We start from the raw sequence: 26,199 nt of genomic DNA, 5'->3' as shown, positions 1-26,199 counted from the left end.
GCCCAGGAAGCCGGCCTGCCCTTCGAGATGGGCATCATCCGCAACCACTACGTCGGCCGCACCTTCATCCAGCCGACCCAGGCGACCCGAGAGTCCAGCGTGCGCATGAAGCTCTCGCCCAACCGCTCGGTGCTGGCCGGCAAGCGGGTGATGCTGATCGACGATTCCATCGTGCGCGGCACCAATTCGGTGCGCGTGGTGCGCATGGTGCGCGAGGCCGGCGCCGCCGAGGTGCACCTGCGCTCGGCCTCGCCGCCGATCATGTGGCCGGACTTCTACGGGATCGACATGCCGGACCGCGAAAAGCTGCTGGCCGCCAACCATTCCATCGAGGAGATCGCCCGGATCCTCGACGTCGACTCCATGGGCTATCTGTCGGTGGACGGCCTCTACTGGGCGATGGATTCCGCGCCGCGCGATCCAGTCTGCCCACAGTTCACCGACCACTATTTCACCGGCGACTATCCCACACGCCTGCTGGACCGCGAGATCGCCGAGGGCCGCAACGACATGGCCGAACGCCAGCTGTCGTTCCTGGTCGACGCGTAGTGAGCCACGCGAACGTCCCTCCCCCTCTGGGGGAGGTGTCACCGCAGGTGACGGAGAGGGCCGCCGCCGCAAAGCGCCCCAGCCTCCTCAGTCGCCTGAAGGTCGACAAATACCTGCTGCTGATCGTCTCAATGGTCGTGCTGGCGTCATTCCTGCCGGCGCGGGGAAACGCCGCGACGGACTTCGGCTGGGCGACCAAGGTGGGCATCGGCCTGGTGTTCTTCCTGCACGGCGCGCGACTCAGCCGCGAGGCGGTGATCGGCGGCCTGACGCACTGGCGGCTGCATCTTGTGGTGCTGGCGGCGACCTATGGGTTGTTTCCTCTGCTCTGCCTTGGGCTGGCGGCGCTGCCCGCCTGGATCACGCCGCCGGCGCTGGCGGGCGGCATCGTATTCCTGGGATGCCTGCCCTCGACGATCCAGTCGTCCATCGGCTTCACGGTGATCGCCAGGGGCAATGTCGCCGCCGCCGTCGCCGCCGCCTCCGCATCGAACCTGCTGGGCATCATCCTCACGCCGCTCCTGGTCGGCCTGCTGCTGCATGCCAGGGGGGCCTTCTCGGCTGCGTCCGCCGAGGCCATCGTCCTGCAGTTGCTGGCCCCCTTCATCGCGGGCCAAGTGCTGCGCCGCTGGCTCGGCGGCTGGGCCGCGGCCCACGCCCGGCTGATGCAACTCATCGACCGGGGTTCGATCCTGCTGGTGGTCTACACAGCCTTTTCCAGCGCCGTCGTCGCAGGGGTCTGGTCGCAGCTTGGCGCGCTGGACCTCGCGCGGTTGCTGGTGATCTGCGGCGTCCTGCTGGCCGCTGTCCTGGCCGCCACCTTCTTCACCGCCCGAGCGCTCAAGTTCGCCACCGCCGACGAGATCGCCATTGTCTTCTGCGGCTCCAAGAAGAGCCTGGCCAGCGGAGTCCCCATGGCTGGCGTGCTGTTCCCCGCCGCCACCGCGGGCCTGGCGCTGCTGCCGCTCATGCTGTTCCACCAGATCCAGCTCATGGCCTGCGCGGCAATCGCGCAGCGCTACGCGAACCGGGCTGACACCGAGCCCGCGAGCGGCTAGGAAGCCGCCCCATGTCCCTGCCCCTCTCCGACAAGATTGCCCTGGTCACTGGCGCCAGTCGCGGCATCGGCCGTGCTTCTGCCCTCGCGCTGGCGGCGGCGGGGGCTCAGGTGGTCGCGGTCGCCCGCACCGCGGGCGGCCTCACCGACCTCGACGACGAGATCCGCGGGCTCACCGGGGAGCCCGCCACCCTTGTCCCGCTCGACATCGCCGACGGCGACAGCCTCGACCGGTTGGGCGGCATCCTGCATCAACGGTTCGGGCGCCTCGACATCCTGGTCCATGCCGCCGCGATCCTGGGGCCGATGACGCCGGTCAGCCACATCGAGCCCAGGCACTGGGACCGGGTGGTGGCTGTGAACCTGACCGCGCCCTACCGGCTGATCCGCACGACCGAGCCCCTGTTGCGCGCGTCAGACGCCGGCCGGGCGATCTTCCTGACCACCGGCCGCGTGGCCCGGCCAAAGGCCTTCTGGGGTCCCTACGGCGTCACCAAGGCGGGGATGGAGCACATGGTCCGCACCTGGGCGGACGAACTGGAGCAGACTCGGGTCCGCGCCGTCCTGCTGGATCCCGGCGTGATGCGCACCGCCATGCGCGCCGAGGCCATGCCGGGCGAGGACCCGATGAGCCTCCCCCATCCCTCTGAGATCGGGCCGCTGATCGTCGAGCTGGCTCAGGCGGACCTCGGCCTGCCGCTGGCTAACGTGGCCTTCGACCGGTGGCGGGCGGCCGGGACGCTCGCTTCGGCTTGACGCCGGGCCGCAGCAGCTTCTGCGCCCGGCCGCGCGGATTGCCGACCTTGGCCTTGGGTCCTGCGGGCTTGGCCTTGCCGTGCGGCTTGGGCTTGCCAGAGGCCCCGGCCTTGGCCTTGACCGAGGCCGCCGTGCGCAATTTGGCCTTCAAGCCTGTCGTCGGCAGGCCGCCCTCGGGCAACCCGAACGGCGCCCGCGCCGAGCCCTGGCCGGACTTCTCCTCGCCCTCGGCATAGGGGTTCTTGTTCGACTTCACCGTCACCCGGATCGGTACGCCCGGCAGGTCGAAGCTCTCGCGGATCGAATTGACCAGATAGCGGCGATAGCTCTCCGGTAGCTGGTCGGCGCGGCTGGCGAACAGGACGAAGGTCGGCGGCCGGGCCTTGGTCTGGGCCATATATTTGGGCTTGATCCGCCGGCCGCTTACCGCCGGCGGCGGATGACGCTCAGTGGCCATCTTCAGCCAATCGTTGAGATCGCGGGTCTTCACCTTGGTTGACCAGTCGGCGTGAGTCTTGAACACCGCCGGCATCAGCTTCTCCAGCCCCCGCCCGGTCTCCGCCGACAGCGGGATGATCGGAGCGCCGCGCACCTGCGGCAGCTGGCGCTGCGCCTCCTCGACAATCTCGGCGAGCCTCGCCTGCGGATCGTCCACCAGGTCCCACTTGGCCAGGACGAAAACCAGCCCCCGGCCCTCGCGCTCGACCAGGTCGGCGATCTGCAGGTCCTGGATCTCGAACGGGTGGGTGGCGTCCATCACCAGGATGACGATCTCGGCGAAGGTGATGGCGCGGATCGAGTCGTGGGTGGAAAGCTTTTCCAGCTTCTCCTGCACCTTGGCCTTGCGCCTCAGGCCCGCGGTGTCCACCAGCCGCACGGCCTTGCCGTCCCAGGTCCAGTCCACGGGGATGGCGTCGCGGGTGATGCCGGCTTCCGGGCCGGTCAGCATCCGGTCCTCGCCGATCAGCTTGTTGACCAGGGTCGAGTTGCCGGCGTTGGGACGCCCGACGATGGCGATCTTGACCGCCTTGTCGCCATCCTCATCTTCGTGATCGTCCTGATTGGGCGCGACCGCGATCAGGGCCGCATAGAGGTCGGCCATGCCCTCGCCGTGCTCGGCGGAGATCGGCACCGGCTCGCCGAGGCCCAGGCTGAAGGCTTCCAGGATGCCGCTCTCGCCGGCTCGACCCTCGGCCTTGTTGGCCACCACGACCACCGGCATGTCGCGCCGCCGCAGAATCTCGGCGAACACCTCGTCCATGGGCGTGACGCCCTCGCGGCTGTCGATCACGAACAGGGCGATGTCGGCATCGTCGATGGCCAGCTCGGTCTGGATGCGCATCCGCGCCTCCAGGCTGTCATCGGTGACGTCCTCGAAGCCGGCGGTGTCGATCAGTTCCAGGTCGAGGTCGCCGATGCGGCCTGTGCCGAAGCGCCGGTCGCGGGTCACCCCTGGCTGATCATCGACAATCGCCAGTTTGCGGCCAGCCAGCCGGTTGAACAGCGTGGACTTGCCCACGTTGGGTCGCCCGACGATCGCGAGTTTCAGCGCCATGGGGTCAGCATAGACCGAAAAGCGTTCAGCGCAGCGCGATCAGCTGGGCGTCATCGGTCACCACATAGATCATGCCGCCCACTGCGATTGGCCCGATCAGGGCCGGCGCCCCAAGCTCGACCCGTCGATCGACGACGCCGGTCTTTGCATTGACGTCCACGAGCTGGCCGCTGGATCCCACGATGATCAGCCGATTGTTGACCAGGATCGGGGTCGACCACAGGGGCTTGCCGATCTTGCGCCCGCCGATACCCCACAACCCGCCCTCGCGCTTGGCCACATAGCCGGCGTTGAGGTCGCGGATCCAGTAGATCTGGCCACTCTCGCGCGACGCGCAGATCACCTGGCCATCCTTGGCCACCACATAGACCACGTCCCCGGCCGGTAGCGGCGAGGTGATGCCCACCACGGGCAGGCTCCAGCGCGCCTGGCCCGTGCGCAGGTCGGTGGCGGCGAACACGCCGGAATGACTCACAGCGAACACATCGCCCTGATAGATCGCCGGACGTCCGGCGATATCGCGGATCTCGGAGAGCGCACTGTTGCGGCTCGCCCGCGAGAGGGCCTCGTTCCAAAGGTCGTTGCCGTTGGCCGCGCGCAGCGCCACCAATTCGCCGGACCCGAATGGGGCCACCACCGTATCGCCGGACACCGCGGGGCTGGAAGAAGACAGGATGCGCGCCGATTCCGACAGCCCCTGGTAGGTCCAGCCCGGCGCGCCGGTGGCCGCATCGAAGGTCATCAGCGTGTTGTCGATCGCCACCGCCATGACCCGGCCGCCAACGACTGTCGGCGCTCCATGGATCGGCTGCTCTGTCCGCGTCCGCCAACCCACCCGACCGGTTGCCGCGTCAAGCTCGGCGACCATCCGATAGCCGGAGGTCATGTAGAGTTTTCCGCCGGCCAGTGCGAGCCCGCCCCCGAAGGCTTCCCTGTCGCGCTTGTTGTCCGTTGGCCGCATGTTCACGCGCCAGACCTCCGCCCCGGTCTGGGCGTCGCGGGCCGAGATCGTCGCCTCGGCATCCATCACATATATCCGGCCGCCGGCGGCCACCGGCGGCGCCGTGACATTTGCTCCGCCCTTGGAGCCCTTGCCGAAGCTGCGGCGCCAGACGATGCTGAGATTTGGCGCCGCGTCTGCGTTGCCGACCACCTGCTCCGCGGTTCCGCCGGGCAGCGGCCAGTCGGCCACGACGCCCACGGGCGGCAGAGCGAAATCCACGCCCTTCAGAGCCTCAGCCGGCTCCAGTTTCTGGTCAGCGGCGACAATGGAAATCCGCTCGCCCTCGGCGGCGATCTCCTTGGGTCCGCCCTTTCCCTGGAACGGGTTGAGCCTGCTGATCATCGAACAACCGCTGGCGCTCAGCGCAGCGATCATCAGGACGGCGAGGACGCTTCGGCGGCGCGGCGTCATTGGGTGACAGGCGCCTGTTCTTGAGCCAGCGGCAGTCCGCCCGGCGCGACGAGCATCGGCGGCGGCAGGGTGGCCGCTGCCTTGACCGCGGCGGGAACGGCCTTGGCCGAGCCGGTATCGATCAGCTCTATGGCCGCCTTGGCCCGCTGGCGGGCGCCTTCCGGGGAGTCCAGCGAATTGGCGATCACCACGAAGTCGCGCCGTGCGCCGGCGCTGTCGCCCTTCATCAGCTTGGCGAACGCCAACGCTTCGCGCGCCTGCACCCGATAGGGCCGGCCCTCTTTCATCAGCGGCGACAAACGCCCCTCCAACTCTGCATAGGGAGCCGTGTCGAGGATCGCGAAGGCGGATTTGAGGCGCGCGGCGTCGCCCAGCACATCGTCAGGCGCGGCAGCCGCAGCCTGATCGAACAGGGCCACGGCGGCCTTGACCTCGTCCGGCTGGGCGGAGGCGATCTTCAGGCCGCCGAGCTGCATCAACGCCAGGGACGCATAGGCCTTTGCGGGCGATTTCGAGACCGCCGTAAACAGCTCAATGGCCTTGCCTGTGTCGCCCTGGGCCCGCGCCGACATGGCGAGCCCATACTGCACGGACGCCTTGTCTGTGGTCTGCTGACGATACTGCTGCCAACCCCAGGTCCCAAGCGCGATGAGCAGCGCCCCGGCCGCCAGAGCCAGGACCCACGGCGCAGCCTTGCGGGCGAGCGCCCGATAGCGGTCGGAGCGCAGCTGCTCCTCGACCTCTTCAAACAGATCGGTCAATCGGGGACTCCGGACAGAATTTGGCGCCGCGTTTCAGAGGCCGGGAACCTATAGCGCGCCGTCTCGCGCCGCAACCGATCCTCCCGTCCGCAAAATGCCGGGAAGCTGTGTCAGATCTCGCCGATAACCCGGGACAGCACGAAGCCCATCATCACCACGGCCGCAGCCGCGGCGACCCACACCACGCCGCCGCCGCTCGAAGCTGCGGCGACCCAGTCGGTCCCACTCGACAGATGGTTCAAGCTGGTCGAGATCAGGCGGGCGGAATCGCCCACCGCTTCGGCCCGCTGGAACAGGTTGGACACCATCAGCTGGCTGGCTCCGATCACGCCGCCGACCACGCCCGCGGCCCCGATCAGCCAGCGACGCGCTGTCCAGCCCGCATCAAGCCGCCGCGCTACGCGATCAGCGAACGCGCCGGCGTCCGACAACTCCGGGGTCGCTGCGAAGAGTCGCTCGAGCCTACGCTCGAATTCGATCTCAGCCATTGCCGCGCCTCCCCTCAAGATCTGCGTCGTCAGCCGGCGCCAGTCGCGTTCTGAGTTTATCCAGACCACGTTTGACATGCGATTTGACCGTTCCGAGGGGCAGGTTCAAGGCTTCAGCCACCTCACTGTGAGAATGTCCCGCGCCGAAGCATAGGGTCACGCAGAGCCGTTCGGCGGGACCCAGCGTCTTCAACGCCTCGTCAAGATCAATGGCTGCATCGGCGTCGCCGCCGCCGACTTCGGGCTCGTCCTCGATCGCATCGGTCGCAAACACCCCCAGTCGACGGTCACGCTGCAGGCGGCGAAGATAGAGCCTGGCGGCGATCTTGCGGACCCAGCCGGCGAAGGTTCCCTCGCCGCGAAACTCCGCGATCCGCTCGAAGGCGGTAAGAAAGGCGTCCTGCGCCACATCGTCAGCCTCGGCCGCCTGCGCCCCCATCCGACGCAGCAAGCCGCGGACGGCCGAGCTGTGCCGGCGCACCAGTTCCCCAAAGGCGCGCCGTTCCCCGGTCGCCGCTTGAGTGCACAGCTCCACATCGTGCAGGCTGGCGAACTTGGAATGTGATGCGCCCAGCATGGGCTGTTCCCCCAGCGAGACCCGCTTACTTTCGCTCGCGCGCGATCGCCCACATGATGATGAAGGCCACGCCGATGAAGCCTGGGAAGGCTGCGATGCCGATCATCGGGTAGAGGGTATCGGGATCCTCAAAGCTGAGGGCCAAGCCCATCGCGGCCAGGCCCACGGCGACGCCCATCCAGACCAGGCCGGTTCGAAGATCTCGGGATGGGGACGGTGGCGCGGCGGGCGTTCGCACATTGCTGGACATGGCGTCGATCACTTCTGTCGGCATGGGCTGGCCCTTTTCGATGGCCGCCCGCAGCGTCTCGGCCATCTTCTGCCGCTCCATGCTCCGGAAATATCTGGGTACGATCACGATGGCCGCGATCATTGCCATGAACCCGAACGGGATCAGGACTGCGATTGTGCCTTCCATGGCTCAACTCCTATCTAGAAATTTGGCGGGTCATTCGGGTCCGTCTTCGATGAGGAAGAGGCTGGAAGCGCTGCCGTTGGATGCAGGTTTGTCGGTGAATTCTTGGTCATGATTCCAGGCCGGTCGCCGAAACCGGACGGCCGTTCAGAATAATCTGGATGCAAAGCACGACGGCCAGCGCGCTCACGAGCGGCGCAAAGCCTTGGGACAGAGACACCAGCACGGGTTGCAGTACGGGCCACAGCACCCACAGGGCGCCCGCGCCCAGGACGCTCGCACCACTGAGCAACGCCACATCTTCCTGGAAACGCCGCCGCATGACCCTTTCCATCACCGCCGTTGAAAAGGTCAGGTCTCGTGCATCCGGCGCGTCCGAGGCGAACAACCCCCGGAGGTGATCGTCAGCTTGCGTCATCGCTTACTCCCAAGGCTAGCAGCAGCCGCGCGCGACCCCGCGCGACATGGCTCTTCACGGTCCCGAGCGGCAGGCAGAGCGCCTCGGCTGCCTCGGCATGGCTGAAGTCGGCCGCCAGACAGAGCGCCACGCAGGCGCGCTGATCCGTCGGCAGGTCCGCCATCGCCCGGTCAAGGGCCACCCGGTCCTCCGCCGACGCCCGCGATCCGGCGGGTCGCTCGGCCTCATAGATCGCCTCGCGAGTCCGGGCGCGGGCCCGGGACCGCAGGGTGGTGAGGTGTTTGTTGTAGCCGATCCCGCACAGCCAGGCCCGCACGCTCGCGCCGGCTTTCAGGCGTCCGATCCGCGACCACGCCGCCAGAAAGGTCTCCTGCGCCAGGTCGTCGGCCAGAGCCCAGTCCCCGCAGGCGCGGCGCAGAAACGCGCGCAACGCCTGCTGATGCCGTTCCACAAGCCGCGAGAAGGCTTCCGTCGACCCGCCCTGGGCGGCGGCGACCAGCGCCTCGTCGAGGCTCGCCGGGCTCATTTGTCCCGGAAGGTGCTCGAGAAGACCGCGCCGAGCATGTTCCCCACGGCCACGATTGTCATGATGATCGCCACCAGGCGGAAGGGTTCATAGGTCCCCGGCCAGTCGGACCATTCCGACGCGGCCCAAAAGCCAGCGGCCACGGCGCCTGTCATGAAGGCGCTGCGCCACTGCCAGTACGGCCCCCAGCGGTAGTAGCGGCGCCAGGCCCGGTTGCCGGACCAGTAGTAGGGATGCGGAAATGGCGGCGGCGCATTGCCGTAGCCCGGCGGATAGGCGCCGCGCGCCTCGCCGCCCGGCATTTCGCCGCTGACCGCGCGCACCAGCTCGGGCGGCGGTTCCTTGCCCTGCTCGGCATAGTGTCTCAATAGGTCGAGGTGATCGCGGCTGCGCTTGTAGGCGAGCCAGCGGTCCCAGGCCCCGAACACGAAGAACCCGATGGGAAAGAGCAACCACCAGTAACTGCTGAAAAAATAAACCATGAGCTTGAGCTCCCTCGATCCCGGCGGGCGGCATCGCGCCAATCGCCTTTGACCCTAGTCGCCACCGCCCCGCCGATCGGATGCAACGAAGGCGCGCGCGCTCACCGCGCCTCGAACAGCTCCACCCTATTGCCCGCCGCGTCTTCGCAAAGGATCTGCCGGCCGCCGGGCCCCTCGACGATCTGGTTGCGGAACCGCACCCCCTCCCCGCGCAGGCGTTCGACCAAGTCGGGCAGATCCTCGACACTAAGCACGAAACGCCCCCAGCCGCCCGGCGCCGGTTGCGCGCCATCCGGCATTGGCCGCGACGCCGAGGCCAGCGGCCCAGCCACCCACAGGCGCAGGTCGTCGCGCCGCAGGATCGCCATCGCCGGCCCGAATTGCTGCTCAAGGGCGAACCCGAGCTTGCCCGTGTAGAACGCGACCGCCGCGTCCACGTCGTCGACGATGTAGCGCACCTGGGCCATGGTTAGCCGAACATCGCGGCATAGATGTCAGGCTTGAAGCCCACCATCAGAACACCGCCCGCGTCGAGCACCGGGCGCTTGACCATCGAGGGCTGGGCCAGCATCAGGTCGATGGCTTTGCCTGCGTCGAGGCCGCTCTTTTCGGCGTCGGGCAGCTTGCGGAACGTCGTGCCGGCCCGGTTGAGCAGGATCTCCCAGCCTACCCGCCGCACCCAGTCCTCCAGCACGCCACGATCCAGGCCCAGGGTCTTGTAGTCATGGAACCGGTAGCCGACGCCGCGCCCGTCCAGCCAGGCGCGAGCCTTCTGCATCGTATCGCAGGCCTTGATCCCGTAGAGCGTCACCGTCATGCGGCCATCAAGGCGCGGTTTGGACCGATGTTCAAGCTCCGGGCGTCTCTGGCGGGTGGCCGGCCGCGCGTCGCATGGTTCTACCTATGGTTTCCACTCGAGTTCCACTTGCGGGCGAAGCAACCCGGCAGACCAGCGTTGGTCACAGCGGCCAAAGCAGCCCTTCGCTCTTGATCAGGCTCAAGGCCTCATCAAGCGTAACCGAGGCATGGAGGCGGAACCATTGACCGGTATGACGATGCCACATGACGTGGAAACGGACATCGCCCACGTGTTCCTCCACGTGGTCGAGGCGGGTGTAGGCGGTGTCGAATTCCTCGCCGGCGTTCTCTGGAAACCCCGAGCGATAGCGTGTGATAAAGCTGAATTTGTTCCCGCGCCACTTGCCAAAGATGTCGATCGGATAGTTGAACGAAGTCGGCCGGATTTCAGGAAGGAATTGGGGTTTCAAGGTCTCGGCGATGAAGCGCTCGCAGACGGCTCCGACGCCGGCACGCTCCTGAGCCGTGAGCGCCTTGACCCGCACCCATCTGCCTCTGGACCCAGCCATTCGCCTCCTCCTGACGCCGGTGGTTAGCTCGCGGCCGGAGCACGACCTTCGGCCGGACATCCTCATTCGCTATCGAAAGCGCGCGCCATCGACGGCAACGCTACCCCCGGCCCTCACTCCCACTCAATCGTCCCCGGCGGCTTGGACGTTACGTCATAGACCACCCGGTTGACGCCGCGGACCTCATTGATGATCCGGGTGGCGCAGCGGCCGAGGACCTCCCAGGGGAATTCGAAGAAGTCGGCGGTCATGCCGTCGGTGGAGGTGACGGCGCGCAGGGCCAGCACGTCTTCGTAGGTGCGGGCGTCCCCCATCACTCCGACCGTTTTCACGGGAAGGAGTACGGCGAAGGCCTGCCAGATCGAGTCGTAGAGGCCGGCCTTGCGGATCTCGTCCAGGTAGATGGCGTCGGCCTGTTGCAGCACGGCGACCTTTTCCCGGGTGATTTCGCCCGGGATGCGGATGGCAAGGCCCGGGCCGGGAAACGGATGGCGGCCGACAAAGGCGGGGGCGAGGCCCAGTTCCACACCCAACGCCCGAACCTCATCCTTGAAGAGTTCACGCAACGGCTCGACCAGCTTGAGCTTCATATAGTCCGGCAGGCCGCCGACATTGTGGTGGCTCTTGATCACCGCCGAGGGGCCGCCGCTGGCCGACACACTCTCGATCACGTCGGGATAGAGCGTGCCCTGGGCCAGGAACGCCGCGCCTTCGACCTTGGCCGCCTCGCGGTCGAAAATCTCCACGAACACCCGGCCGATGATCTTGCGCTTGGTCTCCGGGTCGCTGACGCCGGCCAGCTGGCCCAGGAACTGGTCGCCCGCGTCCACATGGACCAGCGGGATGTTGTAGTGGTCGCGGAACAGGGTCACGACCTGCTCGGCCTCGTTATGGCGCAGTAGGCCGGTGTCGACGAACACGCAGGTGAGCTGCGCGCCGATCGCCTCGTGGATCAGCACCGCGGCCACCGAGGAATCCACCCCACCGGAAAGCCCGCAGATCACCCGATCCGGGCCCACCTGAGCGCGGATCCTCGCCACCATCTCCTGGCGGAACGCGGCCATGGTCCAGTCGCCGCTGAACCCGGCAATACCGTGGGTGAAGTTGCGCAGCATCCGTGCGCCGTGCGGTGTGTGCGCCACCTCCGGGTGGAACTGGATGCCGTAGAAGCGGCGGGCCTCGTCGGCGATCACCGCATAGGGACTGCCGTCGGAGGACGCCACCACCTCGAAACCGGGCGGAATGGCGGTGATCTTGTCGCCGTGGCTCATCCAGACAGTTTCGGGGGCGCCGCCTTCGCCAAGGCCCGCAAGCAGGGGCGACGGCCGTTCGATGCGGATCTCGGCGCGGCCGAACTCGCGGGCGTGGCCGCCTTCCACCGCGCCGCCCAGCTGGGCGCACATGGTCATCTCGCCGTAACAGATGCCCAGCACCGGCACGCCAAGCTCGAAAATCCGCTGCGGCGCCGAGGGGCTCGCCGCCTCATGCACGCTGGCCGGCCCGCCCGACAGGATGACCGCCTTGGGCGCGTAGGCGTCCAGCATCGCGTCCACCTTGTCGTAAGGATGGATCTCGCAATAGACCCCGCTCTCCCGCAGCCGCCGGGCGATCAGCTGGGTCACCTGGCTGCCGAAATCGACGATCAGGACGCGCTCGTGTTCCGGGGGGGCGTGAGCAGGCTCGGTCATGGGGCTCCGTCAGCGAGGTTTCTCCAGCACGGCGACGAAGAACCCGTCGGTGCCGGACGTGCGGGGTGAGAGGCGAAGATACCCCTCGGAAGTGAGGTATCGGGCGAGCTTCGGGTCGTCGGTGGCGGGGCTCAGGACGAAGCCTTCGGTCCGCGCCAGGAAGGCCGTGACCCGATCCTCGTCTTCCTCCGGCAGCACCGAGCAGGTGACATAGACCATCCGACCGCCCGGCTTCACAAAGGCTGCGCCTGAGTCCAGCACGGAGTCCTGGTCGGCCATACGACGCTCCAGAGTCTCCGGGGTCAGCCGCCATTTGGTGTCGGGGTGCCGCCGCCACGAGCCCGCGCCCGAGCAGGGCGCGTCGATGAAGACCACGTCCATCTTGCCTTCCAGACCCTTGAGCGGGTCGGGATTCGCCGGCGAGCGGACCTGCAGGTTTCGGACTCCGGCCCGGTCGCCACGACGGATGGTGTCGGCCAGGCGTCGGGCGTCTGAGTCATAGGCGTAGATCTGACCGGTGTTGCCCATGGCCCCGGCGAGCGCCAGGGTCTTGCCGCCGCCGCCCGCGCAGAGGTCGAGCACCTGTTTGCCCTTCACCTCGCCGGCGCAGGTCGCGGCGATCTGCGACCCCAGGTCCTGCACCTCGAACCATCCCTTGGAAAACTGCGGGATGGTCTCCACCGCCCCGCTGCGCGCGCTCGCATCCAGAGCCGGCATGCGCAGCGCCGTCGCCAGCACGTCGGTCGGCTCGGCGTTGAGTGACGTCAGGGCTTTCAGCGTGCGCTCCGGGTCGGACTTCAGCAGATTGACCCGAAGGTCCACCGGCGCCCGCTCGGCGAGCGCCGCGCCCTCCGGCGCCCGCATGTCGCCGAAAGCCCGGGCCATGGAAGCGTCCAGCCAGTCCGGATAGTCCCCTCGAACCGCGTCGGAAGCGTCGGCTAGACTGCGCGGCCGCTCCAGCGTCGCCCGCTCGGCGTCGGTGAGCGGACCAACTCCATGCGGCTCTTCGCCGGCCGCCTCGGCGACTCGCTCCAGCGGCCAGTCCCACAGGAAGCGAATGGCAGCCAGCGCCACGGCGCGGGGAGCGTCCTCGCCCATCCGCCAGGCCAGCGACCGGCGGCGTCGCAACACGTCAAGCGCCAGGCCGGAGACGAAGGCGCGGTCCTTCGCCCCGGCATAGCGGGCGCTGTCCCCCCAGCTCTTCAGCGCGAGCCGGACGGGCCGGTGGCGGGTCTCGATCTCAGTCAGGACATCGATAGCCGCCGCGAGGCGTCCGGCGTCACGCAAGGAACATCACCTGAAGAAAGCTATGATCACCATGAAGATGCCGACCATGCTCGCCGTCCACACGAGCGTGCGCACAATGGATATCCCTGAAGCATAGATCGGCACAAAAAGCGCGCGCGATACGACATAGATGCCGGCGCCGTAGAAGGTCATCCCGCCGTACTTGTTGGCCATGCCGGCAGCGATGATCGCGGTGGCGAACAGCGGAAAGGTCTCGAGGAAATTCTTGAACGCCCGGTCGAGGCGGGCGGCGACGCCCACCACTGGGGCAGGCTCGTCGCGCGGCCCGAGCAGCCAGGCCATCTCTCTTTGTCCACCGCCCGCCGCCGCCGCCCAGACAAGCTGCACCAGGCCGATGATCACGGCCGCCATCAGCAGCTTCAACTCAATAGGACTGTCACCACCCATAGGTTGCCTCCCCCATTTCGCCGCCGGCTCAGGATCGGCCGGCTGGCCTCAGAGATATTGCCGGCCCTAGACGGGGCTGGGATAATTGGGCGCCTCGCGGCTGATCATCACGTCATGGACGTGGCTCTCCCGAAGGCCCGCGCCGGTAATGCGGATGAACCTAGCCCGTTTGCGGAATTCCGCCAGATTGGCCGCGCCGACATAGCCCATGGCCGCGCGCAGGCCACCGACCATCTGGTGCAGGATCGGCGCGATCGGCCCCTTGTAGGGCACCTGACCCTCGATCCCCTCCGGCACCAACTTGAGGGCGTCGGACACGTCCTTCTGGAAATAGCGGTCAGCGGAACCCCGCGACATAGCCCCCAGCGAGCCCATGCCGCGGTATGTCTTGTAGGAGCGGCCCTGGTAGAGGAACACCTCGCCTGGCCCCTCGTCGACACCGGCGAACACCGAGCCCATCATCGCCACCGTCGCCCCCATGGCCAGCGCCTTGGCCAAGTCGCCGGAATATTTGATCCCGCCGTCGGCGATCACCGGCACGTCCGTCCCCGCGGCGGCCCGAACCGCGTCCATGATCGCGGTCAGTTGCGGCACGCCGACCCCGGCGACGATCCGCGTGGTGCAGATCGAGCCCGGGCCGATGCCCACCTTCACCGCGTCCGCGCCGGAGTCGATCAGCGCCCTTGCGCCGTCGTAGGTCGCGACATTGCCGGCGACGATCTGCACCCGGTTAGTCTCGCGCTTGATACGCGCGACCGCCTTGGCGACGTCGATGTTGTGGCCATGAGCGGTGTCGATCACCACAACATCGACGCCGGCGTCGACGAGCGCCATCGACCGTTCCCAGCCCGTATCGCCGACCGTCGAGGCGGCGCCGACCAGCAGCCGCCCTTGAGCGTCCTTCGCGGCATGGGGGTGGGCCTCGGATTTCTCCATGTCCTTGACGGTGATCAGGCCCACGGCGCGGTAGTCGTCGTCGACGACGATCAGCCGCTCGATCTTGTGCCGGCGAAGCAGGTCGCGAGCTTCCGACTGACTGACGCCTTCCTTCACCGTGATCAGGTTCTCGTGCGTCATCAACGCCTTGGCAGGAACATCCGCGTCGCCCTCGAAGCGCATGTCCCGGTTGGTCAGAATGCCGCATAGCCGCCCCGTGACCGGATCGACCACCGGGAAGCCTGAAATCTTGCGGCGCGCCTTGATCTCGCGGATTTCGCTGAGCGGGGTTTCCGGGTTGATGGTCAGCGGATTGATCACCATGCCGCTCTCGTAGCGTTTCACCTCGCGGACCTGGTCGGCCTGCTCGTCGACGGTGAAATTGCGGTGCAGGATGCCGAGGCCGCCGTTCTGGGCCATGGCGATGGCCAGCCGGCTCTCGGTGACGGTGTCCATGGCGGCAGACACCAGCGGTATGTTCAAGTTGATCTCTCGCGTGAACCGGGTCGCGACATCCACCTGGGTGGGCATCACATCGGACGGGCCGGGTTCTAGCAAAACATCGTCGAAGGTAAGCCCTTCGCGAATCTCCATGGAGACACCTCGTTTTGCGAGGGTCGTATCCCTGCAAAGGTCGATGGTGTCAACGCGAGCCTTCGGTTCCGCGCCCCTTGAACCCCGTCGCCACGAGATAGAGTTCCGATGAGTCCGACCGGCTGGCCTTGGGCTTCACCGTCTTCACGCTGGCGAACTGCTGTTTAAGCTTGGCGATCACCTCAGCGGTTTCGCCCCCCTGGAAGGCCTTTGCGATGAACACGCCGCCGGGCTTCAGGACCTCGACGGCGAAATCGGCGCCGGCTTCGATCAGGCCGACGATGCGCAGGTGGTCGGTCTGGCGGTGCCCGACGGTGTTGGGGGCCATGTCGGAGAGCACCACATCGGGCGCGCCGCCCAGCAGTCGGATCAGTTCCGGTCCACAGGCCGGGTCGGTGAAATCCATCTGCAGGATGTGCGCCGGCGGTAGCGGATCGACGGCCAGCAGGTCCACCCCGACGATACTGGTCACGCCGCGCTCGATCGCCACCTGGGTCCAGCCGCCGGGGGCAAGGCCCAGGTCCACGACGCGCGCCCCGCTCTTCAGCACGCGGAACCTGTCATCGAGCTCGATCAGCTTGTAGGCCGCGCGGCTGCGATAGCCGTGGGCCCGGGCCTTGGCCGCGAACGGGTCATTGATCTGGCGCGACAGCCAGGCCTGCTGCGACGGCGTTCGCTTCCAGGCGGTCTTCAACCGCTCCGGCACGGTGCGGCCGGACTCCGTGCCGCCGGTGGGCGGCCGGACCATGCGCTTGCGGGGTGGCTCCGTCATTGGGCGGCCATCGGCGCGACAGCGGAACGACCTCCGCGGCGGCGGCGCTTGCGGCCGCCGCGGTCGGACATCAGCGACAGCAATATCCCTTCACGAAGCCCCCGATCGGCGACGCGGACGCGGGAACAGGGCCAGAGTTCCTGCACGGCCTGCAGGATCGCCGCGCCGGCCAGCACCAAGTCGGCGCGGTCGGGACCGATGCAGGGCTGGTTGGCGCGCTCGCGGGCATTGAGCACCAGCAGCCGGCCGGCCGCGGCGTCGCATTCGTCGCGCGTCATCCAGATGCCATCGACCCGTGCCCGGTCATAGCGGGGCAGGTTCAGGTGCAGCCCGGCCAGGCTGGTGATCGCGCCGGAGGTGCCGATCAAGTGGGCGCGGTCGGCATCGAACACCGGCCGCAGACTGTCGGCGCGCCGGAAGGCCCCGATCTCTGCCTTCACAGTATCGACCATCGCGCGGAACCAGACTCCCGTCGCTGTCTCGCCCTCCGGAAATCGCTCAGCCAGCGAGACGACGCCGATGGGGATCGAAAGCCAAGCCTTCAGCGGCGGCATGCCGGAGGACGGCGCGCCGCGCAATTCCACCCAGGACAACTCCGTCGAACCGCCACCGACATCCAGCACCAGGGCCGCATCGGCTGCGCGGTCGATCAGATTCAGGCAGCCCGCGACCGAGAGACGGGCCTCTTCCTGCGGCGCGATGATCTGCAGCCGCAACCCGGTTTCGGCGAATACCCGCTCGAGGAACTCCGGCCCGTTCTGCGCCATGCGGCAGGCCTGGGTGGCGATGGCGCGCAAGCGGACCACACGGCGACGACGGACCTTCTCCGCGCTGATCTTCAGGGCGGCCATCGCGCGCTCCATGGCGGCCTCGGACAGCCGACCGGACTGACCCAATCCCTCGCCGAGACGCACGATGCGTGAATAGGCTTCCACCACACGAAAGCCGGCGCCCTGCGGCGTGGCGATCAACAGGCGGCAATTATTGGTGCCCAGATCAAGCGCGGCATAGCAGACCGGCTCGCTGTTGGATCTCTCCGGGCCAGGCGTTGGAACGCCGGGCGCGCTCGGCGCCTCTGTCATGGACCGCTTTCGTCCTTCGCAGGCCGGGCCGCACCGGCCCGCCTCACTTCGGGGTTGAGCTTAGCAAGCTCACTCGCCTCTCGGAAGGCTTAGCCTTGTAACCAGGATATTGAGCGCTACGTTCACCTCCCGGTCAGGAGAAGGCAGTTAGATTCGGATCATGGACACGCAGCTCGCCAAATTCGCGATCGGCCAGGTTGTGCGCCATCGCGTCTATGCCTTTCGTGGCGTGATCTTCGACGTCGATCCCAGCTTCTCCAACACCGAGGAATACTGGCTGTCGATCCCCGAGAACATACGGCCGCACAAGGACCAGCCGTTCTACCATCTGCTCGCCGAGAACGACGAGAGCTCCTACGTCGCCTATGTCTCCGAGCAGAACCTGTTGCCGGACGACACCGGCCAGCCCGTGGGTCACCCACAGGCGGCGATGCTGTTCGAGTCTTTCCGCGAGGGCCAGTACACGCTGCGGCCCCGGATCAGCCATTAGGCGCAAGCATTTGCCGCCGAGACGTGCGGTCGGCGCGAACTCAGAACGGAAATTCCGCCAGGGATAGGCCAGTCTGCGGCCATGAGCGCAGACGGCCAAACTCGACTGACTCCCGGCGCCGGGACGGACTGGACGATCGATCAGGCCTGGGCGCGCTACACGCCGGCCGAACATCAGGTCTGGGTGACGCTTTACGAACGCCAGTCCGCGTTGCTCACCGACCGGGCCTGCGATCCGTTCCTGAGGGGTCTGGAGGCGCTCGATCTGCACCGCGCCGGAATTCCCGACTTCGCCCGTGTCAACGCCGAACTGAACCGCCTCACCGGCTGGAGCGTGGTGGCCGTCCCCGGCCTAGTCCCTGACGTGGTATTCTTCGACCATCTGGCGAACCGCCGCTTCCCGGCCGGACGGTTCATCCGCAAGGCCAATGAGCTCGATTATCTGGAGGAACCCGACATCTTCCACGACGTCTTCGGCCACGTGCCGATGCTCACCGATCCGGAGTTCGCCGACTACATGGCCGCCTACGGACGCGGTGGATTGCGGGCCATGCAGCGCGGCCAGTTGCATCAACTGGCCCGGCTCTACTGGTACACCGTGGAATTCGGCCTCCTGCAAACGCCTGCGGGGGTGCGGATCTATGGCGCAGGCATCGTCTCGAGCCGCACGGAGACCATCTTCGCGCTCGATGATCCCTCGCCCAATCGCCTGGGCTTCGACCTGGAGCGGATCATGCGCACGCCGTACAGGATCGATGATTTCCAGCAGGTCTATTTCGTGGCGCCGTCGCTGGGCGCTCTGCTGGAGGCGACGCTGCGCGATTTCGGGCCGATCTACGACCGTCTGGCGCGTGCTGCGGACATTCCCATCGCCGCGCTCGAGCCTACCGACCGCGTCATCACGCTCGGCTCACAGGCCTACGCTCGCGCCCGGGCGCCAGCGGCTCAATAGTCGCGGCGCCAGCGAATCGCCAGGCGACCGGCGCCCTGACCCCCGAGCCGGGAGATGATCGACAGGTTCTTTTTGACCCGCCACTCCACCTGGGCCGCGCCGCCATCGCGCCCGCCGCCGGTGAGTTCCAAATAGACATTGTCGGTCAGATATTTGCCGCCCGACACAGTGACGCCCGAGGCATTGCCGCCGCCCAGCGCCAGTCGGTCAAGGCCGGCGAAGGTACGCAGATTGCCGATCACATCGAACCCGCCGCCGCCGGCCAGGGCGGCGAGCGCCGAGGCCAATTGAGCGGCTTCGAGCGGCGCGAGTTGTGAGGCGGTGCGGCCAAACAGCACCTGCGAAAGGATCTCGTCGTCCGGCAGACTGGGCGTCGACGTAACGGTGATCTCCGGTCGTGCTGCCGTCCCCCGGATCCGTACATCCGCCGTCAGCGCAGGATCGTCGCGGGTCGCCGTCAGGTCGAGGCGCACAGCTTCTGCACGGGTCGAAAGATAGACAACGCTTCTGGGATCAAATGCGAATCGCTTTCCGGCAAAATCATAGTCACCGCGCACCACGTGAGCCTGGCCAGTGAGGTCCGGGTGCGCGGTGGTTCCGCCGACATGGGCGTCGAGCGAAAGCTCCACATCCAGGCCGCGCCCCCGCAGGAAGACGCCGCGCGGCGTCTTCAGGGTGACATCCAACGCCCAGCCTTCCCCGCCGGTGGCGACCGACGGCAGGGCGGCTGCGAGCTCCGGCGGGCGGTTCTTTTCGGTCACCGGCATGGTTACGACCCCAGACGGAGTCGGCAGCCGCGCCGCCACATCGGCGCGGTCGATCGCCAGTGTCCCGCTTAGCCGCACCTTGCCGTCGGCGGCGCGGTCAATACTGGCCTGGCCCGTCGCCGAGGCGCTGGCCAGTTCATTGTCGATCAGCCGGAACCGTTTCAGATCGAGCTTCAGGCTGGAGGCGCCGTCGCGCGCCAGGCTGATTCGACCCATGCCCGCCAGCGTCCCGCCGCGTCCATCGAGCGCACTTGCCCGGGCGATCGTCACAGTGTCCTGCGTGAAGTCCGCGGCGAGCGCCACATTGCGCAAAGACAGCCCCGTGGCGCCGTCGTCGAACCGGCCGCTATCAACCGCGATCTGACCGGCGGCGCTCGGTTTGGCCAACGTGCCGCCGAGCGTACCGTGCGAACGCACCATGCCGGCGAGACTGCGCTCTCCCCCCACAAGCAGGTCCCACAGCGGTCGAACCTCGCCCTGCGCCGAGAACCGTCCGCGCATCGGTTGCTGGCGCGCGATCGCCACGCGGAAAGGCGCCGCGGAGACCTCCGTTGGCAAGACAACGGTGGCGCTGGCGTTCAGGCCCTGTGCGTTGGTGGCGCTGAGGTCGAGCGCCAGGCTGCTGTCAGCCAACCGGCCGTGGATCACCCCATCGATGCCCGAAGCCACCGGCGCGCCACGGCCGCGCGCGCCGACAAGCTTTGCCTCCAAGGCGCCATCGAGGCGGCCTCCGCGACCCTGCAAGGTCAGCGTCGCGTCCGTCTTTCCGGAAAGGTCCTCATCCAGCATGCCCAGTCCAAGACCGCTGACGGCGGCTCGAATGTTTGCGGCGGTATCCGTCAACGCTGCATCGAGGTCGATCCGTCCACCATCCGATGCCCTGAGCCTCAAGCGCGCGCCACGCTCGGGCCCACCAAATCCCAGCCGCGCTGTCTCAACGGTGCGCAGGTCGCGCCCGCCCAGACGGCCGGCCCCATCGAAGGTCGCCAGCACGCCTGGCCTCGCATCGGACAGCGCACCTCGACCCTCAAGGCTCCACCGCCCGGCCTGCGAAGCACCTTGGGCCTGGAGCAGATAGGGTAAGCGGTCCGCTGGCCCCTCCGCGGAAAATCGCGCCGTCTGGATCGCCGCGGTCGAGCCAATTGGCCTGGCGTTTTCGGCCACCAAGCTGACAGTGGCGCGGGCCGGACCCGCGGACGCGATGATGCGCACTGCGCCCGCCACCCGTCCCGCATCGAGGAAGGCCCCGCGCGTCACCGCCAAGTCCAGGTTCGCGGCGGATGCGGCGCTGCCACGCAGCGAGAGGGAGCCCGACGCCTTTATCCCGCCGGCGTCCACCGACAGGCCGGTCAGATCGACCCCGTCGCCGGGAAACCGAAAATCCGAGCGCGCCCGGGCGGGGCCGTAGGCGCTGGTCGCCGTCGCTGCGATCATCCCGCCGAAACCGTCGGACCCGCGCAGGAAACTCAGCGTCACGTGTGCGGCCTTGAGGGGCAGCCCTGGCAGGTCGATAGCATCTACGTCCGCCAATATGTCCGCGCGCGGGGCGCCAAGCGAGCCGGTGACCGCCCCCGCGCCCATGGTCCGACCGGATATCTCGACGGGTCCCGCGCGGAACGGGCCATCGGCGCTCCAGTCCAGCTTGAAGGCAAGACCCCCATCCGCTGCGAGCACGCCGGCGGCGGAGGCCCGCGCCGCCGCGCCGACCAGGCTGGCCGACCCGACCGCCAGGCGTCGCTGCTGAAGACTGGCCTGGACTTTCAACTCTGGCCGGGCGCCCAGCAGGCGATCAATCTCGGCGTAGCCGGAGGCCAGTTTGTCGCCCCTAGCCTCCAGGTTCAGAATCCAGGGTTGGCCCGCCCTGCCCTGCGTTGCGGCCCAGCTGGCCTGCGCTGAGCCCGCCGCGCCGACGCGCGCAGCCGCCAGATTCGAGACCGCGGCCGTACCCTTGAACGTCAGACCGCCCAACAGCCCGCGCTCGCCCGTCGCCGCGAGCTTCAGCCCCGCACCCGTCAGTTTCAGATCGCGAAGCAACAGGCGCCCATCGGCTAGGCGCGCGCCGTCGAGACTCATCCTGGGAGCCCCGCCGAGCACCGCGGCCAAATAGCCGGGCCCACCGCCCCCGGCCCCGGTCAGTGTCGCCTTGAGGTCCCATTGCCTGTCGCGGACGCGCGCCTCGATCGGACCCGTCGCCTGGGCCAGTGCATAGCCGCCCAGGCCGAGCCGCGAAACGGCCCCAGACCCCGCGAAGCGCCACCCTGAAATCACCTGCGTCAGTCGCCCAACGATCCGCGCAAGTCCCATGTCGGGTCCGTTTGTGATCCGCGACAGAGCGGTGGTCTCGGCGGTGATCGCCAAGCCCAGGGGCCCGATCCGACGCGCGCCTATATCGCCGAGACCGGTCGCGCGCAGGGTCAGATTCGCCGCCGCGAGACGTCCGTCCAGGGCAAAGAGATCCGCGCCCGCCCTTCGCCCCGCCAGGACGAAACGCAGATCCGGACCGAACCGCCCTGCATAGGGCGCGGTGAGAGTCGAGGCGGTGAGCGACAGCCGCCCGTAGGTCTCGCCGCCAGCCTTGGTCCAGTCGCCCTGAGCGCGCAGCGGCTCGGTGCGCCCCGACCCGACGACCGCTCCAAACCGGCCATCAGACATCTTGCCGCCGGCCACCACTTTCAAGGTGAAAGCCTGGTTGGCCGCCAGACCCAGCGCGCCGGCAAGCGCCCCGCCCCGCGTTTCCTCAGCATCCAGAAGGAAGGCCAGCGGCCGGGCGCGGGCGACATCATAGTCAAGATAGAGGTGATCGCCGGTCCGCAGCACGCTGGCGGCCCGTACCTTGCCGCGCACATCCCCGCCGCGCTCGGCGTCAAGATTGAGGGTCAGGTCGTAGACGCCACGTTCAAGACTGAACGCCGGCAGCAGTTCGACGCGGGCGTGGGCCCTGTCGATGTGGAACGAAAGCGGCAAACCGCTGTCCTTGCCCTTGGCTGTCAAGGTCGGTCGGCGCAGCACCTTCAGCGTCTCCACCTCCAGGCTGTCGGCGTGGAAATTTCGCGTCAGCAGTTCGACGTAGCGCCACCGCATTCGGATATTGTCGGCCTCCAGCCAGACGCCGCCCTCGTCGCGAATAGTGAGCTTCTTGACGCCGACGTCGCGCCAGATGTCGCCGGAGAGGCCCTCGATCTGCAGCCGCCCCAGCCGCCCGACCTTCAATCCGTTGGCTCCCGCCTCGATCAGCACCCTCGCCTGAGGCAGCAGAACCCCATAGCGAGCGCCCAGCAAGAGCACCGCCGCGCCTCCCAGGATGGCCAGGACCACCAGGACGATGACCTCGATCAGGACCAGGCGCCTGACGGCGCGGCTATCTCCAGAGGCGTTCAAAAGCTCTGCCCGATGCTGACATAGATCTGGAATGGCGCCTGGCCCCGGCGGCTGGTGACTGGAGACGCCACATCAACCCGGATCGGCCCGAAGCCCAGGTTGTAGCGAACGCCGACGCCAGCCCCTACACTGAGCGCGCCAAAATCCGGAACCTGCGCGCCGCCAACTGAGCCGGCGTCAACGAACACGACCACGCCCCAGCGTTCCGTCAGGTCGTGCCGAAGTTCGACCGCAGCCTCCACCAAAGACAGCCCCCCCTGCGGCGTATTGTCCGCCAGCCTCGGGCCGACCTCCTGATAGCCGAATCCCCGCACCGAGCCGCCGCCCGCATAGAACCGTTGCGGCGCCGGAATATCTGCGAGACTGGCATTGATCAGGCTGCCAACCTTCAGGCGGCCCGCGAGCACGGTCTTCGCCTGCGGCCCGAACGGCAGGTAGGCTGCGACCTGGCCCTGGACCTTCAGGTACGGAACCAGCCCCTGGCCAGCCAGCAGCGTGGGTTCTGCCCGCCCGCTGATCCGCCAGCCATGGCGCGGGTTGAGTGGATCGTCCGAACGGTCAAGCGCCAGATCGGCTAGGCCGGCGAGCGTTGCGACATCGCGGCCCAGCGGCGTCAGCGAGCCAATCCGCACCCCGCTCGTGCGGCTCAAATCCAGGGAACCGCCCACCGTGAAAAAGGTGCCGGTCAAGCCAAAGGTTGCGTTGGGCCCGAACCGGCGGGTCACATCGGCGCTGGCCATGACGCCTTCCTGATCATAGGCCGGCGTTCGCGTGCGGTAGAGTGCGGTTCGCGCGACCAGGGTCTGGCGCGGCGCACGCCAGTGCGGCAACGACAGATTCAGCTCCACCCGGCTGTCGATGGTCGAGAGACGCGCCAGCAGCGCGGCGGTGTCCGCGCGGCCGAGCAGGTTGTAGCGGGTCAGCTTGGCATCGAGGCCCACGCCCTCAGTCGTGCCGTAGCTGGCACCGAGTTCGAGCGTTCGCCGCTTTCGCTCCGCGAGGCTGACGATCACGGGCCGCAGGCCGTCAGGCGTCGTCGCGGCCGCCGGCGCCAGAGCCACCGTCACCGAATCATAGACCCCCGTGTCGAGCAGCCGGCGCTCAAGTTCGGCCACGTCTTCCGGATTGTAGGGCGCGCCGCCGCGCCAGGGGGCCAGGTGCTGGATCCACGCGGAGCCGGTGCGCCCGTTGGTGGTCATGCGGATGCCGCCCAGCCGTGCGATTTGACCCGCGGAAATGCGGTAGAACGGACGGACAGAGGCGTCGGCGTGATCGACCAGAACCTCGCGGGGCTCCGCCATCACGTCAGCATAGCCGCGCTTCTGGACCGCTGCGACGGCGCGACCCTCTGCGCTGACCACGTCGGCCGAGCGGCCAGGCTGGCCGGGGGTCAGGTGGAGCGCCCGGACGGCCGCGTTCACCGCCGCGGCATCCGGCGGGGTCCCGACCCAGGTGATCCGGGGTTCGCCAAGCTTGAACCGCGGCCCGGCGGTGACCCTGACCCGGGCCCTTGGCAGGTCGCCATCGCCGACGTCCGGCGCCACGTCATAGGCATAGTAGCCCTCCGAGCGAAGGACGGCGATGGCGTCTTCGGCGGCGGCCTGGGCGCGGCGGCGAGCCTCGAAGCGATTTTCGATGGGCCGGTCGGTCTCACCCACGGCGCGCGCGATGGCGCCGCGCAGGTCGGGGTCAAGAGACCCCTCTATCGAAGCCTTAGGCTCAGCGGCGCCGGCGGGCGCGCTCAGGCCCTGGATCGCCAGGGCCGCTCCGGCGACGACGGCGTAGACAAGACGAGCCAAGCTCTCGAATCCTCCGGCCCCTGATGTCGGGTGTAGCCGTGCCCTTCGGCACTGTCACCTGCGTCGGCGCGGCGCCCAATGCCTGGGCAGTCCCGACGGCGCGCCCGAGGCCGGCGGGAAAGCTCGCGGTCGTTTTCAGGTGCTGCCATATGGAACTTATGGACCTAGGGTGTTGGCGAGGCCTGCAAGCGTGGAGTCGAGTGTGGCGAAGACGAATCTAGTCAGAGGGGAAGCGCAGACGATCCTGCTCCCCTATGACGAGATGCGCGGCGCAAAGGGTAAGGTCCGACCGCACTACGCCGCCCTTGAGGCGCGGCTGGCGACACTATCGTCGGACGAACTCGCCGATCGACAGCGGACCCTGGAACGCTTCTTCCTGCTGCAGGGTATCACCTTCACCGTCTATGGCGCGGAGAGCTCCACCGAGCGGATCATTCCGACAGACGTCTTGCCCCGGATCATCGCCGCGGAGGAATGGAAGACCATCGAGGCCGGCCTGACACAGCGTCTCAGGGCGCTCAACATGTTCCTTGCGGACATTTATTCCGCCCAGCGGATCCTGATGGACGGCGTCGTCCCGCGCGACCTGATACTGGGGGCTCCCTCCTTTCAGCGCGAGATGCAGAATCTCTATGTGCCGCATGGCGCTTACGCCAACGTCTGCGGTTCCGACCTGATCCGCCAGCCCGACGGCGCGTTTGCGGTGCTTGAAGACAATCTGCGGGTACCCTCCGGCGTATCCTATATGCTGGCCAACCGGGAAGCCTCGAAGCGGGTCTTTCCTGGCACGTTCCGGGGCGCCGGCGTCCGCGCCATCGAACGATATCCCGACCTGCTGCTGACCACTTTGAAGAGCATGGCGGCGGATTGGCGGCCAAATCCACAGGTCGTGGTGCTGACGCCTGGAGTCTATAATTCCGCCTACTACGAACACGCCTATCTCGCGCGGCTGATGGGTGCGCCGCTGGTCGAGGGCCGCGACCTCGTTGTGCATGACAATATGGTCTACATGCGGACCACCACGGGGCTGCGGCGGATCGACGTGATCTATCGCCGGGTGGACGACGACTTCATCGACCCCCTGACCTTCCGCAGCGACAGCGGGCTTGGCTCGGCCGGTCTGTTCAATGCCTATCGCGCCGGTAACGTGGTGATCTGCAACGCCCCCGGCACCGGAGTCGCCGATGACAAGGCGGTCTATGCCTATGTGCCGGAGATCATCCGCTACTATCTGGGTGAGGACGCCATCCTGCCCAACATCGAGACTTTTCTGTGCCGCGACCCGGCGCATCTCAGCCATGTCCTGGCCAACCTCGACAAGTTCGTGGTCAAGGCGGTGGGCGCCTCGGGGGGCTATGGGATGCTGGTGGGACCCCACTCCACCAAGGCCCAGCAGGACGAGTTCGCCGTGGCCCTGAAAGCCGACCCGGAGAACTACATCGCCCAGCCGACGATCCAGCTGTCAACGGCGCCGTGTCTGATCGGTGAAGCCATTGAGCCTCGCCATGTGGACCTTCGGCCGTTCATCCTGTGTGGGGAGAAGATCGTGGTCACCCCCGGCGCACTCACCCGCGTCGCCCTGCGCAAGGGCTCGCTGGTGGTCAATTCCAGCCAGGGCGGAGGTTCAAAGGACACCTGGGTGCTCACCGACCGCAAGGACCTGCAGCCATGAGCCAAGCCCG

General features: G+C 67.7%; 26 protein-coding genes. 6 read left to right on the top strand and 20 right to left on the bottom strand.

The window, feature by feature from the left end:
• The 3 genes from RMN86_RS14255 to RMN86_RS14245 form a co-directional block, all read left to right on the top strand.
• Positions 1-549, top strand: a 549-nt coding sequence (locus tag RMN86_RS14255) for an amidophosphoribosyltransferase (RefSeq protein ID WP_405041352.1), incomplete at its 5' end; no start/stop codon positions are given.
• A 47-nt stretch (positions 550-596) separates the two neighbouring features.
• A complete protein-coding gene (locus RMN86_RS14250) occupies positions 597-1,607 on the top strand; it encodes a bile acid:sodium symporter family protein (protein WP_309606518.1) in 1,011 nt (336 codons plus the stop codon).
• Between the two features lie 11 nt (positions 1,608-1,618).
• Positions 1,619-2,362 (top strand): SDR family NAD(P)-dependent oxidoreductase, encoded by a 744-nt coding sequence (locus RMN86_RS14245; protein WP_309606517.1) that lies wholly within the window; start codon positions 1,619-1,621, stop codon positions 2,360-2,362.
• Here the strand turns inward: RMN86_RS14245 and der are convergent.
• The 18 genes from der to RMN86_RS14155 form a co-directional block, all read right to left on the bottom strand.
• Positions 2,310-3,917 carry a ribosome biogenesis GTPase Der gene (gene der / locus RMN86_RS14240; protein WP_309606516.1) on the bottom strand — a complete coding sequence of 536 codons (1,608 nt, stop codon included), beginning with the start codon at positions 3,915-3,917 and terminating at the stop codon, positions 2,310-2,312. The two genes, RMN86_RS14245 and der, sit on opposite strands and share 53 nt — an antisense overlap.
• Positions 3,918-3,942: 25 nt before the next feature.
• On the bottom strand, positions 3,943-5,331 hold the full coding sequence (locus RMN86_RS14235) for a PQQ-binding-like beta-propeller repeat protein (protein ID WP_309606515.1): 1,389 nt from the start codon (positions 5,329-5,331) through the stop codon (positions 3,943-3,945).
• Positions 5,328-6,092, bottom strand: coding sequence for a tetratricopeptide repeat protein (locus RMN86_RS14230; protein WP_309606514.1), 765 nt, complete (start codon positions 6,090-6,092; stop codon positions 5,328-5,330). Before RMN86_RS14230 ends, RMN86_RS14235 begins: the two co-directional genes overlap by 4 nt.
• Positions 6,093-6,202: 110 nt before the next feature.
• A complete protein-coding gene (locus RMN86_RS14225; protein ID WP_309606513.1) occupies positions 6,203-6,580 on the bottom strand; it encodes a hypothetical protein in 378 nt (125 codons plus the stop codon).
• Positions 6,573-7,157, bottom strand: coding sequence for a sigma-70 family RNA polymerase sigma factor (locus RMN86_RS14220; RefSeq protein WP_309606512.1), 585 nt, complete (start codon positions 7,155-7,157; stop codon positions 6,573-6,575). The genes RMN86_RS14225 and RMN86_RS14220 overlap by 8 nt, the downstream gene beginning before the upstream one ends.
• 25 nt (positions 7,158-7,182) lie before the next feature.
• Positions 7,183-7,575, bottom strand: coding sequence for a DUF6249 domain-containing protein (locus tag RMN86_RS14215; RefSeq protein WP_309606511.1), 393 nt, complete (start codon positions 7,573-7,575; stop codon positions 7,183-7,185).
• 106 nt (positions 7,576-7,681) lie between these two features.
• Positions 7,682-7,990, bottom strand: coding sequence for a hypothetical protein (locus RMN86_RS14210; protein ID WP_309606510.1), 309 nt, complete (start codon positions 7,988-7,990; stop codon positions 7,682-7,684).
• Positions 7,977-8,516: an RNA polymerase sigma factor gene (locus tag RMN86_RS14205; RefSeq protein ID WP_309606509.1), complete on the bottom strand. Its 540-nt coding sequence runs from the start codon at positions 8,514-8,516 to the stop codon at positions 7,977-7,979. The genes RMN86_RS14210 and RMN86_RS14205 overlap by 14 nt, the downstream gene beginning before the upstream one ends.
• Entirely contained in the window at positions 8,513-8,998 is a 486-nt protein-coding gene (locus RMN86_RS14200; RefSeq protein ID WP_309606508.1) for a hypothetical protein, read from the bottom strand. Before RMN86_RS14200 ends, RMN86_RS14205 begins: the two co-directional genes overlap by 4 nt.
• Positions 8,999-9,099: 101 nt before the next feature.
• Positions 9,100-9,465 (bottom strand): VOC family protein, encoded by a 366-nt coding sequence (locus RMN86_RS14195; protein ID WP_309606507.1) that lies wholly within the window; start codon positions 9,463-9,465, stop codon positions 9,100-9,102.
• Between the two features lie 2 nt (positions 9,466-9,467).
• On the bottom strand, positions 9,468-9,815 hold the full coding sequence (locus tag RMN86_RS14190; RefSeq protein ID WP_309606506.1) for an ArsC family reductase: 348 nt from the start codon (positions 9,813-9,815) through the stop codon (positions 9,468-9,470).
• A 142-nt stretch (positions 9,816-9,957) separates the two neighbouring features.
• Positions 9,958-10,341 (bottom strand): hypothetical protein, encoded by a 384-nt coding sequence (locus tag RMN86_RS14185; protein ID WP_309606505.1) that lies wholly within the window; start codon positions 10,339-10,341, stop codon positions 9,958-9,960.
• Between the two features lie 137 nt (positions 10,342-10,478).
• The gene (gene guaA, locus RMN86_RS14180) at positions 10,479-12,053 is read right to left on the bottom strand and encodes a glutamine-hydrolyzing GMP synthase (protein ID WP_309606504.1); all 1,575 of its coding nucleotides are present in this window, start codon (positions 12,051-12,053) and stop codon (positions 10,479-10,481) included.
• 9 nt (positions 12,054-12,062) lie between these two features.
• Complete coding sequence (locus RMN86_RS14175) at positions 12,063-13,340, bottom strand: RsmB/NOP family class I SAM-dependent RNA methyltransferase (RefSeq protein WP_309606503.1); 1,278 nt, start codon at positions 13,338-13,340, stop codon at positions 12,063-12,065.
• Positions 13,341-13,346: 6 nt separating this feature from the next.
• Positions 13,347-13,748, bottom strand: a complete 402-nt coding sequence (locus tag RMN86_RS14170; protein ID WP_309606502.1) for an MAPEG family protein — start codon at positions 13,746-13,748, stop codon at positions 13,347-13,349.
• 66 nt (positions 13,749-13,814) lie between these two features.
• Positions 13,815-15,278, bottom strand: a complete 1,464-nt coding sequence (gene guaB / locus RMN86_RS14165; protein WP_309606501.1) for an IMP dehydrogenase — start codon at positions 15,276-15,278, stop codon at positions 13,815-13,817.
• A gap of 49 nt (positions 15,279-15,327) precedes the next feature.
• Entirely contained in the window at positions 15,328-16,050 is a 723-nt protein-coding gene (locus RMN86_RS14160; RefSeq protein ID WP_309606500.1) for an RlmE family RNA methyltransferase, read from the bottom strand.
• Positions 16,047-17,132: a Ppx/GppA phosphatase family protein gene (locus RMN86_RS14155; protein ID WP_309606499.1), complete on the bottom strand. Its 1,086-nt coding sequence runs from the start codon at positions 17,130-17,132 to the stop codon at positions 16,047-16,049. Before RMN86_RS14155 ends, RMN86_RS14160 begins: the two co-directional genes overlap by 4 nt.
• Before the next feature lie 160 nt (positions 17,133-17,292).
• On the opposite strand from RMN86_RS14155, the gene hspQ reads away from it, so the two are divergent.
• Both hspQ and phhA read left to right on the top strand, forming a co-directional pair.
• Positions 17,293-17,622: a heat shock protein HspQ gene (hspQ, locus tag RMN86_RS14150; protein ID WP_309606498.1), complete on the top strand. Its 330-nt coding sequence runs from the start codon at positions 17,293-17,295 to the stop codon at positions 17,620-17,622.
• Positions 17,623-17,703: 81 nt separating this feature from the next.
• Positions 17,704-18,573 carry a phenylalanine 4-monooxygenase gene (gene phhA, locus RMN86_RS14145; protein ID WP_309606497.1) on the top strand — a complete coding sequence of 290 codons (870 nt, stop codon included), beginning with the start codon at positions 17,704-17,706 and terminating at the stop codon, positions 18,571-18,573.
• Here the strand turns inward: phhA and RMN86_RS14140 are convergent.
• Positions 18,567-22,718 (bottom strand): translocation/assembly module TamB domain-containing protein, encoded by a 4,152-nt coding sequence (locus tag RMN86_RS14140; RefSeq protein ID WP_309606496.1) that lies wholly within the window; start codon positions 22,716-22,718, stop codon positions 18,567-18,569. The two genes, phhA and RMN86_RS14140, sit on opposite strands and share 7 nt — an antisense overlap.
• Entirely contained in the window at positions 22,715-24,517 is a 1,803-nt protein-coding gene (locus RMN86_RS14135; protein ID WP_309606495.1) for an autotransporter assembly complex family protein, read from the bottom strand. Before RMN86_RS14135 ends, RMN86_RS14140 begins: the two co-directional genes overlap by 4 nt.
• A 262-nt stretch (positions 24,518-24,779) precedes the next feature.
• Here RMN86_RS14135 and RMN86_RS14130 point away from each other — a divergent pair, with 262 nt between their 5' ends.
• Positions 24,780-26,189: a circularly permuted type 2 ATP-grasp protein gene (locus RMN86_RS14130; protein ID WP_309606520.1), complete on the top strand. Its 1,410-nt coding sequence runs from the start codon at positions 24,780-24,782 to the stop codon at positions 26,187-26,189.
• The last annotated feature ends 10 nt before the right edge of the window (positions 26,190-26,199 follow it).

Origin of the sequence: Phenylobacterium sp. (assembly GCF_031360265.1) — a bacterium.
Lineage (GTDB): Bacteria > Pseudomonadota > Alphaproteobacteria > Caulobacterales > Caulobacteraceae > Phenylobacterium.
Note: the sequence above shows the minus strand (reverse complement) of the source record. Positions and strands in the feature narration are given on the sequence as shown.